This is a genomic window from Methylocystis sp. JAN1 (assembly GCF_052186135.1).
GTDB lineage: Bacteria > Pseudomonadota > Alphaproteobacteria > Rhizobiales > Beijerinckiaceae > Methylocystis.
In genome coordinates, this window is the sequence record NZ_CP181499.1 from 1,765,756 (window position 1) to 1,780,364 (window position 14,609).

Sequence of the window (14,609 nt, forward strand, 5' to 3'; positions counted from 1 at the left end):
CATTTACCCTTCCAAATCGCGTGTCGGACAGGCGCACAGAGAGAGCCTTGCGCGGCTCCGCGCCCGTCGCGCGAGGGGGGCGATGGCCGGGGAAAACATGGATCCCGGCGTTAAATGGTTTCGCGGCGCGAAGCGCCGGGAGCGCCAAGAGGCATGCGTTCACGCGCATCCCTATCGCCGCGAGCCCCTGCCCGGAGTGAAGAGTATGAGCGTATCTTTCGATCACCGCCGTCGCCATGGCGACGACGAGGAGGGAGCGACCCGGGGACGCCAAGGCGACGAGGGCTCCCTGTGGGGCTTCGCCTATGACCGCGTCGAGGGCGTCGTCCATCTGACCCTCGCTTTCACCATCGTCGGCGGCGCGGCCGTCATCCTCAGCTCGGCCTTGTTCAGCCCGGGCGCGCCGCTCGGCGGACCGCTCGAGAAACCCGCCGTCGCGAAGCAGGCCAAACCGGCGCCCGCCGCCTCCGTAGCGGCCAGGGAAGCGGTCCCGCCTACTCCCGCGCAGGATCCGCCGGCGCCCGTCGCCGCAAAGGATCCGCCGCCGCCCGTCGCGCCGACCCGGCAGGCCGAGCCCGCTCCTGCGGCGCCGGCGGCCGACCTCTTCCTGGATGCGCACCCCATGACCGAGAGCGCGGCGCCGGCGGCGAGCGCGAGCGCGCCCGAGCCGCTCGCCCCGCCTTCCGCCGACATGCGCGAGAAACTCGTCGCGCGCCAGGACGCCGCGCCCGCGCCCGCGCTGGGGCCGCAAATCCAGGAATCCGGCTCGCCGCCGCCGGAGGCGAGCGCCTACCAGGCTGCGCCCGCGAATGCCGGGGAAGCCAGGGAGGAGGCGCCCGACGTCCCGGCGAAGGCCGTGGCGGAGGCCCCCAAGGCGGAGGAGGGCGGGCGGATGGCCAAGTGCTATCTGAAGCTTTCCGGCCGCGTGCAGAACAGCGGCTCCTGCCGGGTCGATCACACCGGCGAGAATGTGATCTTCCATCTGCCCGGCAAGCCGCTCGAACTCGCCCATGATCGCGGGCGCGTCTGGACGGCGACGCTAGGCGGCCGCAACCTCGGCAAGGTCTACAAGAACAAGGACGCCCCGTGCTGGGGCGCCAAGGGCTTCTACGCCTGCGAGAACGGCTGATTACTGCTCCGCGGCCGGGGGATGGGCGTGATCCTCTTCCCCGGCGCCGTCGCCGTGCGAGCGGCCGGGCGCAGCGTGCTTACCCGCAAGCGTCTTGGCGATGATGGGCTCGGTCGTCGAGGTCCAACCCGGACCCGCCGCCATGAGGGCCGTTTCGCCCTCCCCCGGGACAATATGCACGAGCCTGTAGCCGCGCGCCTTCAACTCGCGCAGAAAGTCCGGCAGCATCGCCGCCGTCTGCGCCTTGGAATCGTGGAAGAGCACGATCCCCTTGCCCTCCTTCTCCAACCGTTTCATCACGAGTTCGAGCTCGCCCTTCGGTGACATGGGCGACCAGTCGGACGCCCAGAGGTCCGAGCCGAAAATCGTGTAGCCCTTGGCTTCGAGATAAGCGACGAGAGACGGCGTGTCTGCAAAGCCGGGGAAGCGGAAGAAAGGCGCGGCCCTGCCGCCCGACGCCTTCTCGACGGCCTTGATTCCCTTTTCGATATCGGCCTTGGCGTCGCCGTCCTCCATGAGCCGCAGCGTATTGCCTGGATGGCTGTAGGAATGGTGGCCGATGCTGTGGCCTTCATCCGCGGCGCGCATGACGACGCCCGGCGCGCTCTCGGCGTTGTGGCCGATGACGAAGAAGGTCGCGCGCGCGCATTCCTTCGCCAGCGCGTCGAGCACCTTCGCTGTCGGCGCCGCCGGCCCGTCGTCGAAGGTGAGAACCACTTCGTGATCCTGCAAATCGAGCGTGCGCGGATAGCTCTGCAGGCCGACGGCGGTTCCTTTCGGCCCGATCGTGACGGTGCGCGAAACGCCAAGCGAATCCGGCCCGCAGTCGCGCGCAAATGCAGGCGCCCCCGCGCAGGCGAGCGACAGCAGGGCGTAGAACGGAGCGCGGGAAAATTGGGTCATGACGGTTTTGCCGGTTTGCATCCGCGCGTGCGCGGGTTAAGGAGCCTCAAGTCTGTATCGGGAATCGGCATGCCACTCGACCATGATGAAACGGCGGCGGGCGCCGAACCCTTTCGCGACGAGAGCGGCGGTTTCGACGCCGATTTCGTCTTCGAGGTCGAGGCGGCGGTCGCCTTGGGCGACTCGGCCAGAGTCCATGAACTCGTCGGGGATCTTCACGAGGCCGATCTCGGCGCGCTTCTCGAACTGTTGAGCCACGAGGCGCGCCCGCGCCTTGTCGAGCTGATGGGCGCGGATTTCGACTTTACCGCGCTCATGGAGGTGGGTGAAGCCACCCGCGAAGATATTCTTGAGGAGCTGCCGGTCGAGACGTTGGTCGAGGGCGTGCGCGACCTCGAAAGCGACGACGCCGTCGCCATTCTGGAGGCGCTGGAGCCGGAGGAGCAGGCCGAGGTTCTCGAGGCGCTGCCCGCGCAGGACCGCATCGTTCTTCGCCGATCGCTCGATTACCCCGAAGGCTCCGCCGGCCGCCTGATGCAGACGACGCTCATCGCCGTGCCGCCATTCTGGACCGCGGGACGCGTGCTGGACTTCTTCCGCGAGACCGACGGCGACGCGCTGCCGGACAGTTTTTTCGAGGTTTTCGTCGTCGATCCCGGCTACCATCTTCTGGGCACGGTCTTTCTCGACGCGCTGGTGCGCGCGAGGCCCGGCGCGCGGCTCGACGAGATCATGCAGGCCGACCGCCGCCGGGTGAAGGCGACCGAGGACGGCGCCGAGGCGGCCCGTCTCTTCGAGCGTTACAATCTCGTCTCGGTTCCCGTCGTAGACAGATCCGAGCGGCTGGTCGGCGTGCTCACAATCGACGACATCGTCGATGTTATTCAGGAGCAGGCTTCAGAGGAGATCAAAGCGCTCGGCGGCGTGAACCCGGAAGAAGAGCTGACCGACGATTTCTGGTGGATTGCGAGAAGCCGGTTCGCCTGGCTTTTCATTAATATGCTGACTGCTTTCATCACCTCGACGGTGCTCAAGACATTCCAGTCCCAGCTCGAGCAGATGGTGGCGCTGGCCGTGCTCGGACCAATTGTGGCGGGGCAGGGCGGCAACTCCGCGACCCAGACCATGACGGTGGCGGTTCGCGCCCTCGCCACGCGCGAGCTGAACCGCGCGAACGCGCTGAAGATCATTTTTCGCGAGCTCGCCATTGGCGGCGTCAACGGCGCGGCCTTCGGCCTCGTGACCGGACTGGTCGCGGCCAACTGGTTCCAGAACGTTGGGCTGCTGCCCGTCATGGCGCTGGCCATGTTCACCAATCTCGTCGCGGGCGCCTTCGGCGGCATCGTCGTGCCGCTCATTTTCGAGCGCTTCAAATTCGATCCCGCCGTGTCCTCCGGCCCGTTCGTGACGACCATTACGGACGTCGTCGGCTATGGCGCGTTCCTCACCATCGCCACCATGTGGTTCCATTTGAAATAATTTATTGATTATAATTACATAATCTCTCCAACCACGATTAATCCATTGGCTTCTCAACCGAGTTTCGTTTCGCTCGCTTTCCGGATCGGTTCCGGCGCTTGGTTTCGCCACAAGCTTCGGCGGGCCGTTGAAAACGCGCCGGCCGAACAGCGCCGTCGCGCTTAACGCTGACCAGCGCCAGGTTTTCCGGACGGCGCGGGACTGAAACGCCCCGCGCCAACACATTTCCGCTGCAAAGGCGTCGCAATAAGAATCGCAGCGTCTTGCTTTCCCGGCGCGGCGCGTTAACGCTTCGTTGCCGCCTGTGGAGATAATTTGACGAAATGCGCTCGTTGAATTTTTCTGTGTCGCGTTCCTCCGCGCTCGCCTGCGTCGTTGCGGCCAGCGCGGCGACTCTCGCCGCCTGCGGCAGCAGCTACGATCCCGGCTACGCCCGCCGACCCCGTTTCGCCACCAGCGCGCCGCTGGTGAACGCGAAGAAGGACCCGAGCTTCCTCGCCTATGCGGTGCCGGAATCGGACCTCCATCTGTTCCCGGCTACCCGCAGCGCCGAATTCGCCGTGCATGGCGTCGACGTCTCCAAATATCAGGGCGACATCGACTGGGAGCAGGTGAAGGACTCGGGCGTCGCCTTCGCTTTCATCAAGGCGACCGAGGGCGGCGACAAGGCCGACTCCAAGTTCCAATATAATTGGGCGGCAGCCAAGGCCGCCGGCGTTCCGCGCGGCGCCTATCACTTCGTCTACTGGTGCCGCCCGCCGCACGAAGAGATCGCCAATTTCGCTTCTGTCGTGCCCAACGAAACCGACGCCCTGCCGCCGGTGCTGGATGTGGAGCCGACGCCGGAATCGAAGAGCTGCAAACGCACGCTCTATCGGGAGGAAGCGATCCGCGACATGCGGATCATGCTGGAGGCGATGGAGCGCCATTACGGCAAGAAGCCGATCATTTATTCGTCGGTCGATTTCTATCAGGCGATCCTGCAGCCCGACGCGCTGTCGGAATATCCGATCTGGGTGCGCTCGACGAAGTACCATCCAAAGGTCCGTTATGGCGACCGCAAATGGACGTTCTGGCAATATCGCTCCGACGGTCGTGTGCCGGGCATCGTCGGCGCGGTGGACCAGAACACGTTCAACGGCAGCTTCGAGCAGTGGAAGAGTTGGCTCGCTTCGACCACCGGGATGCGGGCGCATCCGGTGGCGGCGGCACCCAAGCCCGTCGTCGACGAACGCGCGGCCAACAAGCTGATCGAGGACGATCCGGCGATGCTCAAGGGGGCCGAAAAGGGCGCCTATGAGAAAGACGCTCCCGCCCCTGGCGCCCCCGTGCCGCCGGTTGGGATCGACAATCCGCCCGACAAGGGGTGAGGGAAGGGGTAGCCATCGCGCGCGTTTTCGCGTATACGCCCCGCACCAGTTTCCCGCCGCGTGGCGCACGCGCCCGCGGCCTTCGCTGTTTAGAGAGACAAGAAAATGGCCGTTCCGAAGAGAAAAACCTCCCCGATGAAGCGGGGCTTCCGCCGTTCCGCCGACGCGCTCAAGGCGCCGACCTATGTCGAGGACAAGGATTCGGGCGAGCTGCGCCGTCCGCACCATATCGACCTGAAGACCGGCATGTATCGCGGCCGTCAGGTGCTGAAAGTCAAATCGGCCGAGGAATAAGCGGGTCTTGATTCGCAATATAAAAAAGCGGGCTTCACGCCCGCTTTTTTATTGATCGCAAGAGTTTATGACGCCCCTGGGGTTGCTTCGTCGGCAAGGCCTCCTCGCAATGGCGGCCGCACGGCGAACGGAATTGATATTACGCCCGCTTCATCTGCGCAGCGCCGAGCAGCGGCAGCAGGATCGCCCTCGGCGACAGCCGAGCGCTCCACACCATGACTTTGTTGACGTTCCCTGGCACGACGACGCGCTTGCCGGCCATCAGCCCGTCATAACCCTGCCGCGCGACTTCCTCCGCCGGAACCAGCGCGGGCTTCATTGCGCCCATCAGCCCCTCGAAGCTCATGCCCGCGCGCGCCTGGAAGCCGGTGGCGACCGGGCCTGGGCAGAGGCAGGACACTTTCACGCCCGAGGGCTTCAATTCATAGGAGATCGCCTCGCTGAAGGAGCGCACGAAGGCCTTGGTTGCGTAATAGACCGCAAAACCAGGCCCCGGCATGAAGGAGGCGACGGAGGCGACGTTCATCACGCCGCCTTTTGTGCGCGACAGTTCGGGGATGAAACGCAAAGTCAGAGCGGTGAGCGCCCGGACATTGAGGTCGATCATGGCGAGCTGCTCGGCCTGGTCGAGCTCGGCCGCGGAGCCGATGAGGCCGAAACCGGCGTTGTTGACCAGATATTGCGTAACGAGGCCCGCCTCGGCGAGGCGGCCGGCAAGCGCGTCCACCGCGCCGTTCGCAAGGAGGTCGAGCTCTATCACGGTCGGCCGCTTGCCGCCCTTGGCCGCGATCTCGTCGGCAAGCGTCGCCAGCCGGTCGCCGCGTCGGGCGACCACCGCCACCTCGTGGCCCTTTTCGGCGAAGACGCGGGCGAGCTCCGCGCCGATTCCTTCCGACGCGCCGGTGACGACAGCCGCCGGGCGGGCGTTTGAAACGTCGGTCATGAAAAGTTACTCCTTGGGGCGTTCCCAGGGGCCGCCATCCATTGGCGGGGGATTTTCCATCGCCTCGCGTGCCTCGCGGCGCAGTTCGACACGTTCGCGGGTCGGGACGCCGAGCAGCTCGGCGACGCGCCAGACAACGTTTTCCTCGAATTCGTGCACCGAACCGTCGGCATGGGCCATATCCCACAACATGCCGATCACCTGCTTGCGGCCGTCCTCGTCCAGGCGCCGCTTGAGCACGCTGGTGAAGCGATAGAGGTCGACCGCCTCGCGCTCGCTCTCATAGGCGTCCTGGATCAGCGCGCGCGCCTCATCCGGCGGGAGACCAAAACGCGCCTCCACGAGTTGCTGGATGCGCGCCCTTTCGTCGTCATCAAAATCGCCGTCGATGGAGGCGATATGCACAAGAAGCGCGGCGGCGGCGAGCTGGTAATCGGCCGCCTCGAAAGGCTTCGGCCGTTCGGTCTCGCCGGTGAGTTCGGCGATGAAGGATTTGAGCGCGTCGAACATGGGGTATTTTGCCTGCCGGCGAGAGGTAGCGTCGCCCTGCTATAGAACAGGCAGGAACGAAAGGGTAGCCGCGCCCGGCATCAGGGGAATCGCATTTGACGAAATGAGGTAGCGCGGGGCGTTGGAATGGATTCTGTCATTGGTTCTGATTCGCGAGGAGCCGATGAGCCTGTTGATCACGATCTTGCGGGATGTTCCCGATCCGCGGAGCGGCAACGCCACCCGTCACGAGTTGCTGGATATTCTGATGATTGCGCTGACGGCGTCGATCTGCGGCTGCGAGGGCTGCGTCGAATTTGCCGACTTCGCGGAGGACCGGGAGGAGCTGTTCCGGGAGTTCCTGAGCCTTGAGAACGGCTTGCCGAGCCACGACACGTTCTCGCGACTGTTCCGGCAGATCGATCCGGAGGCGCTGGCAGCCTGTTTCGGGCGCTTTCTGGAGGCGCTGGGAGAGGATGGCGCCGGCGTCGTCGCCATCGACGGCAAGACGCTGCGCCGCTCCTTCGACAAGGCCAAAGGCGCCTCGGCGCTGCATGTGGTGACGGCCTTCGCCGCCGACGCCAAGCTGGTCATCGGCCAGAAGGCGGTGACGGACGGCGGCAACGAGATCACCGCGGCGCGGGCGCTGATCGACCTGCTCGACCTGACCGGCGCGCTGGTGACCGCCGACGCCATCCACTGCAACGCCCCGACGGCGCAGAAAGTGCTCGATCGCGGCGGCGACTGGCTGTTCGCGCTCAAGGCCAATCGCCCGGCGACGCTCGAGGATGTCGAGACGTTTTTCGCCGACCCTGCGTCCGTCGTCGCCGAGACCTTCGAGACGACGGACGCCGATCATGGCCGGGTGGAAACGCGCCGCCACGCGGTCGTTCACGATGTCGGCTGGCTGTTTCCAAAGGGCGACAAGGATCGCCCGGCGATGCCGGGGCTTTCGACCATCGGGCGGATCGATGCAAGGGTCGAGCGCGAGGGCAGGACCACGCGATCTTGCCGCTATTACCTGTCTTCCGCGAAGCTGTCCGCCGAAGCTTTCGCCAGGGCGGTCCGCGCCCACTGGAGCATCGAGAACGGCGTGCACTGGGTGCTGGACGTGACCTTCGACGAGGACAGGGCCCGTAACCGCAAGGACAACGGGGCGGAAAATCTCGCGACCATCCGCAAGCTCGCCCTCAATGTCCTCAAACGCTCGCGGCCCGAAATCTCCATCCGCCGGAAGCGAAAACGCTCGGGATGGTCCGACGCCTTCGCCAGATCCGTCCTCGGTCAAATGCGATAGCCCTGGCCCGGCATGCCTAAAGCTGGCGACCCTATGACATAAACAAATCTTTATATCTTTATTGCCTTCTGTCCTAGGCCCTGCTATAGGCTTGCCAGCGCCGGGGCGCCGGCCGTCCTTCCCGAGCAGAGGATCCGCATGACCGCTCACTTCAACGATTACGCCATCGCCGATATTTCGCTGGCCGAATGGGGCCGCAAGGAGCTCAATATCGCCGAGACCGAGATGCCGGGCCTGATGGCCACGCGCGCCGAATTCGGCCCGTCGCAGCCGCTCAAGGGAGCGCGCGTCGCCGGCTCGCTGCATATGACGATTCAGACCGCGGTCCTCATCGAGACGCTGAAGGCGCTGGGCGCCGACGTGCGCTGGGCCTCGTGCAATATTTATTCGACGCAGGATCACGCCGCCGCCGCTATTGCGGCCACCGGCACCCCGGTCTTCGCCGTCAAGGGCGAAAGCCTCGAGGACTATTGGGACTACACCCACAAGATCTTCGAATGGGGCGACGGCGGCTGCCCGAACATGATCCTGGACGACGGCGGCGACGCCACGCTGCTCATCCATCTCGGCCTGCGCGCAGAGGGCGGCGACACGGCCTTCCTCGACAAGGCGACCAATGAGGAAGAGGAAGTCCTCTTCACCGCCATCAAGAAGCGCCTGAAGGCCAATCCGGGCTGGTACGGCCGCAACGCCGCCGCCATCAAGGGCGTCACGGAAGAGACGACAACCGGCGTGCATCGCCTCTATGTGATGCACAAGGAAGGCAAGCTCCTTTGGCCGGCGATCAACGTCAACGACTCCGTCACGAAGTCGAAATTCGACAATCTTTACGGCTGCCGCGAGTCGCTGGTCGACGGCGTCCGCCGCGCCACCGACGTCATGATGGCCGGCAAGGTCGCCTGCATCGCCGGCTATGGCGACGTGGGCAAGGGTTCGGCCGCGTCGCTGCGCAACGCCGGCTGCCGCGTGCTCGTCACCGAGATCGATCCGATCTGCGCCCTGCAGGCGGCGATGGAAGGCTATGAGGTGACGACGATGGAGGACGCCGCGCCGCGCGCCGACATCTTCTGCACCGCGACAGGCAATGTCGACGTCATCACGGTCGACCACATGCGCGTCATGAAGGACCGCGCGATCGTCTGCAACATCGGTCACTTCGACTCGGAGATTCAGGTCGCCGGCCTGCGCAATCTCAAATGGCACAATGTGAAGCCGCAGGTCGACGAGATCGAGTTCCAGGACGGCAAGCGCATCATCCTGCTCGCCGAGGGTCGCCTCGTGAATCTCGGCTGCGCGACAGGTCATCCGTCCTTCGTGATGTCGGCGTCCTTCACCAACCAGACGCTCGCGCAGATCGAACTGTGGACGAAGCAGGGCCAGTATCCGGTGGGCGTCTACACGCTGCCAAAGCACCTCGACGAGAAGGTTGCGGCGCTGCATCTCGACAAGATCGGCGTCAAGCTCACCAAAATGACCGAGGAGCAGGCGAAATATCTGAACCTGCCGGCCAACGGCCCGTTCAAGCCGGAACACTACCGCTACTGAGGCGACCCCGCCGGGCGCAGCCGCCCCAGGCCGCCCGGCGGCGGTCCTTCGTTTTCCGGCTTGCGAATATGCGGCCCCGTTTCTCGGAAGCGGGGCCGTTTTTTGCATCGACGAACAGAAACACGATTCCGTTTTAACCAAACGCGTTCTAGATTGGGGTGATTCGTACCGAGCGTCGTCGGCGAAGCGCGGCGGGCTCTCCGCCGACAGCCGATTTGTTCCCGCCCTCGCCCTAGGGGCGGCGGGCGTCCGCGCGCGCGGCCTTACGGGAGCGTGCGTCGGCATGGCCCTGGCGGCGTTGTTGTGATGAGCACCTCAAATCGTCCCACTGGAGCCCGGTCCGCAGGAGGCCTAAGCTGGTTTGCGCGCGAAAGGAAACGTCTCGTTCATGATGCGACGCGGCCGAAAGCATTCCGGCGTTGTTTTATCGCGGGGCGCGCGGCTGGCGCGCGGCGCCGTCGCATTTTGCGGCGCGATCTTTTCCGCTCCCGCCTTGGGACAGGTCTTGGGAGTGGCGACCGAGATTCCCATCGACTCCGACGTCGTCGGCTTCGCCTTCAGCGGCGGGCTCGCGCTTTTTTCCGCCGTCGTTGCGCTTACCTATGTCGGCGAGCGCAAGCAATGGCGTCGCCGCGAGGCGGAGCTTGTCGCGGATCTCGAAGAGGCGCGGGCCAAGGTCGACCGCGCCAGAATCTTTCTTTCCAGCGAGCCGCAGGCCTTCATCGCCTGGACCGGGCCGGATGGCGAACCCGACATCAGCGCTTCGACGCTTCTCGTGCTGGAGGCTGCGGTCGCGCCGCGCCGCATTCTCGCCTTCGGCGCCTGGCTCGCGCCGGCGGACGCACAGGCGCTGGAGGCCGCCGTCGATCGCCTGCGCAAGAACGGCGAAGCTTTCCGTCTTCCCCTCGCGGGCCTCGCCGGGCGTCACTTCGATGCGGAGGGCCGCGCCATCGGCGGCAGCGCCGTCTTGCGGATTCGCGAGGTTTCCGGCGACCGGCTGGAGCTCATCGGTTTGCGCGAGCGCTACGTGGAAACGGAAGGCCGGCTCGCGGGCCTGCACGCGCTGCTTGATGTTTCGCCGACGCCCGTTTGGGCGCGCGACGCCAAGGGCAAGCTCGCTTATGTCAACAACGCCTATGTTTCGGCCGTGGAGGCGAGGGACGCCGCCGACGCCATCGCGCGGGGGCTCGAGCTTCTCGATCAATCCGCGCGCGCCGAGGCCGCGCAAGCGCTGGCGAAAGGCGTGGTCTGGCGCGCCCGCGTTCCCGCCATCGTCGCGGGAGCCCGCCACATGCTCGACGTCACGCAGACCGCGTCGCCTGAAATGGCGGCCGCGATGGCGATCGACCGCAACGAAGTCGAGACCGTGCGCGACGATCTCGAGCAGCAGATGCAATCGCATAAGCGCACGCTCGATCAATTGCCGACGGCGGTCGCCATATTCGACCGCAGCCGCCGTCTCGCCTATCACAACGACGCCTACGCCAAGCTCTGGCAGCTCGGACCCGCCTTTCTCGATCAGAAGCCGACAGACAGCGAAATTCTCGATCGGATTCGCGCGGATGGCCGCCTGCCGGCGGAATCCGACTACAAAGCCTGGAAAGAGCGGCTGTTCGAGGCCTATCGTTCGAACGATCCGATGCGCCACACCTGGCATCTGCCGGACGGGCGCATCGTCGACGTCGTCGCTCATCCCAATCCTCAAGGCGGCGTCACCTACCTCTATGACGATACGACCGAGGCGGTCGATCTCGCGACGCGCTTCAACGCCTTGAACCGCACGCAAAGCGAAACGCTCGAGACCCTGCACGAGGGCGTTGCCGTGTTCGGCGCCGATGGACGGCTGGGTTTCTGCAATCCCGCCTTCGTCCGGATGTGGCGTCTCCATCCCGACGAACTGGCGCAGAAGCCGCGCTTCGAGTCGATTGTCGCGCAGTGCAAGACGCTGCATGACGACGAAGAGACCTGGGCCAGGCTGCAGGGCTTCGTCACGAGCTTTAACGACATGCGCGAGGGCTTCACCCGGCGCATCGAGCGCAGCGACGGCGTCGTGCTGGACTGCACCGCGCAATCGCTGCTCGACGGCGCGGCGCTGCTGACTTTCGTGGACGTGACCGCCGACGTGAATGCCGAGCGCGCCCTTTCCGAGCGCAACAAGGCGCTGATGGCGGCGGAGAAGCTGCGCAACGACTTCATTCACCACGTCAGCTACGAGCTGCGCTCGCCGCTCAACAACATCAACGGATTCGTGCATCTCCTCGGTGAGGAGTCGACCGGTCCGCTCAATCCGCGCCAGTTCGAATATCTGGGCTATGTCAGCAAGTCCTCGGCGGCGCTGCTGGCCATCATCGACGACATTCTCGATCTCGCGACGATCGACGAAGACGCCATGGAGCTCGAATTTTCCGATGTCGACGTGATGACGACGATGCGCGCCGCGATCGAGGGCGTGCAGGACCGTCTCGCCGAAAACTCGATCGACATGCAGATCGTCGCGCTCGACAATGTTGGAACCTTCCGGGGCGACGCCAAGCGCGTCCGGCAGATTCTGTTCAACCTCCTGTCGAATGCGATCGGTTTCTCGAGCCCGGGCCAAACCGTGACGCTGGCCGCCATGCGGCGCGACGACGAGATCGTCTTCAAGGTCACGGATCGCGGCCGCGGGATCCCGCCGGACGTGCTGGAGCGCGTCTTCGAGCGCTTCGAATCCCATACTGCGGGCTCGCGCCATCGCGGCGTGGGTCTTGGCCTTTCCATCGTGCGCGCCTTTATGGAGCTGCATGGCGGCAAGGTCTTCATCGACTCTGCGCCCGGCGAAGGCACAACCGTCACCTGCGTTTTTCCGGCGCGCGCGGCTCAGGACGACGCACGGCCCGCCGCGAGCGAAGGAGGCGCGCAATGACCGACGAAGCCGCGGGCAAATGCGTGTGGCGCGTCGAGGTCGCGGATGAGACGGCGACCGCCGCCCTCGCCGCCGATCTGGCGACCTTGCTCAAGAACGGCGACACGGTGACGCTCGCCGGCGATCTTGGAGCGGGCAAGACGACATTCGCGCGCGCCTTGATCCGGAAACTGCTCGATGATCCGACCGTCGAGGCGCCGAGCCCGACCTTCACGCTGATGCAGATCTACGAGGGTGACGCCGCGCGGATCGTGCATGCGGATTTCTATCGTATCGGCTCTGCGGCGGAGCTTTCCGGCCTTGGCTGGGAGGAAGCGGTCGAGGACGCGATCGTTCTCGCCGAATGGGCGGAGCGCGCGCCGGAGGTCCTGCCGCAGGACCGGCTCGACGTGCGGCTGAGCTTCGCCGACGCGGACAATCGCGACGCGCGGCGCTTGACCATCTCCGGCTACGGGGCTTTCGCGCCACGGCTCAAATCGTTCAAGGCGCTCCGCGAGTTGTTGCGCCGCGAGGGCTGGGCCGACGCCCGACGTAGCTTCCTTTTGGGCGACGCCTCGTCGCGCGCCTACGAAACGCTGGTGAAGCCGAACGGCCAGCGCGCGATCCTCATGATTTCGCCGCCGCGTCCTGACGGCCCGCCGATCCGCTACGGGAAATCCTACAGCGCGATCGCGCGGCTCGCCGAGAATGTGAAGCCCTTCGTCGCCATCGCGCATGGTCTTCGGGCGCACGGGCTTTCGGCGCCGGAAATCTATGGGCAGGATCTCGACGCGGGGCTGCTCATCGTCGAAGACCTCGGCCGCGAAGGCGTCGTCGACGAGAACGGCCCCATTCAGGAGCGCTATCTCGAAGCCGCCGGGGCGCTCGCGCATCTTCATTCGCAGCGCCTGCCGGAGGCGCTGCCGATCGACGGCGCGGGCAATTATCACATCCCGCCCTACGACCTGGACGCCCTGCTGATCGAGGTCGATCTGCTGCTGGAATGGTATGTCCCGCACAGGAAGGCGGGCGTCGCGTCCGGCGCGCGCGCGGTCTTCGCGAATTTATGGCGCCAGGCGCTGCTCGATATTGCGAGCGCGCCGCCGACCTGGACGCTGCGCGACTACCATTCGCCAAATCTGCTCTGGCTTGAGAGCCGCGAGGGGATCAAGCGCGTCGGCATCATCGACTTCCAGGACTGCGTGCTGGGCCATCCCGCCTACGACATGGCCTCTCTCGGCCAGGACGCGCGCGTCACCGTGCCGGACGATCTGGAGCTGCGGCTGCTCGCACATTACGCCAAGCTGCGCAGGGACGCCGACGAATCCTTCGACATGGCGGCCTTCGCGAAGGCCTATATGACGCTCGCGGCGCAGCGCGCGACCAAGGTGCTGGGCATTTTCGCGCGGCTCAACCAGCGCGACGGCAAGCCGCAATATCTGGCGCATATGCCGCGCGTCGAGGCCTATTTGAAGAAGAGCTTGCGCCATGCCGCGCTGGCTGAGATAAAATCTTGGTATGAATCCAATCTCCCGGGACTTTTCGAGAAAAGCTGAAGGCGGCGCGCCCGTGCCGAAGATCGCGATGGTCTTCGCGGCGGGTCTCGGCACGCGCATGCGCCCGTTGACCCATACGACGCCGAAGCCGCTGGTTTCGGTCGCGGGCCGCACGCTCATCGACTATGCGCTCGACGATTTCGCGCGCGCGGGGGTCGATACGGCGATCGTGAACGTGCATCATCTCGCCGATGAGATCGAGGCGCATCTCGCCTCGCGCCGCGAGCCGCGCATCGTGATCTCCGACGAACGCGCGCAGCTTCTCGATCAGGGCGGCGGCATCAAGAAAGTTCTGCCGCTCATCGGCGACGCGCCTTTCTTCATCTGCAACACTGACGCCTTCTGGTTCGGCGCGCCGCGATCCAACCTGCTTGCGCTCGCGCAAGCCTGGGACGCCGAAAAGATGGACGCCGCCCTGCTGCTCTCGCCGACGCAGGGCAGCGTGGGAGTGGACTGGGAGGGCGATTTCGATCTGTCGCCCGAAGGCCGCATCGTCCGCCGCGCGGGCCCGAAGCCGTACGTCTATTCCGGCGTCGGCCTGATCAAGCCGCAGCTTTTCGCGCAGGAGACGCAGGACGTTTTCAAGCTCGCGCCCTTCTTCTTCTCGGCTGCCGAGAAGGGGCGTCTTTTCGGCGTCGTCTCGAGCGGGCTCTGGCTACACGTCGGCACGGCGGCCGCGATTGAAGAGGCCGAGAAGGCGATCGCCGCGCTCGGGGAGTGACG

General features: G+C 65.5%; 12 protein-coding genes. 9 read left to right on the forward strand and 3 right to left on the reverse strand.

Features of this window, described 5'->3' with window-relative positions; genetic code table 11:
• The first annotated feature begins 205 nt into the window (after nucleotides 1-205).
• Nucleotides 206-1,129, forward strand: coding sequence for a hypothetical protein (locus tag ACNHKD_RS08285; RefSeq protein ID WP_442756585.1), 924 nt, complete (start codon nucleotides 206-208; stop codon nucleotides 1,127-1,129).
• Here ACNHKD_RS08285 and ACNHKD_RS08290 read toward each other — a convergent pair whose 3' ends face one another.
• Nucleotides 1,130-2,032 carry a polysaccharide deacetylase family protein gene (locus ACNHKD_RS08290; RefSeq protein WP_442756586.1) on the reverse strand — a complete coding sequence of 301 codons (903 nt, stop codon included), beginning with the start codon at nucleotides 2,030-2,032 and terminating at the stop codon, nucleotides 1,130-1,132.
• Nucleotides 2,033-2,101: 69 nt separating this feature from the next.
• Here ACNHKD_RS08290 and mgtE point away from each other — a divergent pair, with 69 nt between their 5' ends.
• The 3 genes from mgtE (at nucleotide 2,102) to rpmF (ending at nucleotide 5,175) form a co-directional block, all read left to right on the forward strand.
• Complete coding sequence (gene mgtE / locus ACNHKD_RS08295) at nucleotides 2,102-3,511, forward strand: magnesium transporter (protein ID WP_442756587.1); 1,410 nt, start codon at nucleotides 2,102-2,104, stop codon at nucleotides 3,509-3,511.
• Between the two features lie 344 nt (nucleotides 3,512-3,855).
• Complete coding sequence (locus tag ACNHKD_RS08300; protein WP_442756588.1) at nucleotides 3,856-4,881, forward strand: glycoside hydrolase family 25 protein; 1,026 nt, start codon at nucleotides 3,856-3,858, stop codon at nucleotides 4,879-4,881.
• 105 nt (nucleotides 4,882-4,986) lie between these two features.
• Nucleotides 4,987-5,175: a 50S ribosomal protein L32 gene (gene rpmF / locus ACNHKD_RS08305; RefSeq protein ID WP_016919986.1), complete on the forward strand. Its 189-nt coding sequence runs from the start codon at nucleotides 4,987-4,989 to the stop codon at nucleotides 5,173-5,175.
• A gap of 139 nt (nucleotides 5,176-5,314) precedes the next feature.
• Here rpmF and ACNHKD_RS08310 read toward each other — a convergent pair whose 3' ends face one another.
• Nucleotides 5,315-6,118 carry an SDR family NAD(P)-dependent oxidoreductase gene (locus ACNHKD_RS08310; RefSeq protein WP_442756589.1) on the reverse strand — a complete coding sequence of 268 codons (804 nt, stop codon included), beginning with the start codon at nucleotides 6,116-6,118 and terminating at the stop codon, nucleotides 5,315-5,317.
• Nucleotides 6,119-6,124: 6 nt separating this feature from the next.
• The gene (locus ACNHKD_RS08315; protein ID WP_442756590.1) at nucleotides 6,125-6,628 is read right to left on the reverse strand and encodes a TerB family tellurite resistance protein; all 504 of its coding nucleotides are present in this window, start codon (nucleotides 6,626-6,628) and stop codon (nucleotides 6,125-6,127) included.
• Nucleotides 6,629-6,791: 163 nt separating this feature from the next.
• Here ACNHKD_RS08315 and ACNHKD_RS08320 point away from each other — a divergent pair, with 163 nt between their 5' ends.
• The 5 genes from ACNHKD_RS08320 (at nucleotide 6,792) to ACNHKD_RS08340 (ending at nucleotide 14,607) form a co-directional block, all read left to right on the forward strand.
• Nucleotides 6,792-7,904 (forward strand): ISAs1 family transposase, encoded by a 1,113-nt coding sequence (locus tag ACNHKD_RS08320; protein ID WP_442756808.1) that lies wholly within the window; start codon nucleotides 6,792-6,794, stop codon nucleotides 7,902-7,904.
• A gap of 138 nt (nucleotides 7,905-8,042) precedes the next feature.
• Entirely contained in the window at nucleotides 8,043-9,449 is a 1,407-nt protein-coding gene (gene ahcY, locus ACNHKD_RS08325) for an adenosylhomocysteinase (RefSeq protein ID WP_442756591.1), read from the forward strand.
• Between the two features lie 388 nt (nucleotides 9,450-9,837).
• Nucleotides 9,838-12,351, forward strand: coding sequence for an ATP-binding protein (locus ACNHKD_RS08330; protein WP_442756592.1), 2,514 nt, complete (start codon nucleotides 9,838-9,840; stop codon nucleotides 12,349-12,351).
• Complete coding sequence (gene tsaE, locus ACNHKD_RS08335; RefSeq protein ID WP_442756593.1) at nucleotides 12,348-13,886, forward strand: tRNA (adenosine(37)-N6)-threonylcarbamoyltransferase complex ATPase subunit type 1 TsaE; 1,539 nt, start codon at nucleotides 12,348-12,350, stop codon at nucleotides 13,884-13,886. The genes ACNHKD_RS08330 and tsaE overlap by 4 nt, the downstream gene beginning before the upstream one ends.
• A 28-nt stretch (nucleotides 13,887-13,914) precedes the next feature.
• Nucleotides 13,915-14,607, forward strand: a complete 693-nt coding sequence (locus tag ACNHKD_RS08340) for a nucleotidyltransferase family protein (protein WP_442756870.1) — start codon at nucleotides 13,915-13,917, stop codon at nucleotides 14,605-14,607.
• Nucleotides 14,608-14,609 lie beyond the last annotated feature (2 nt).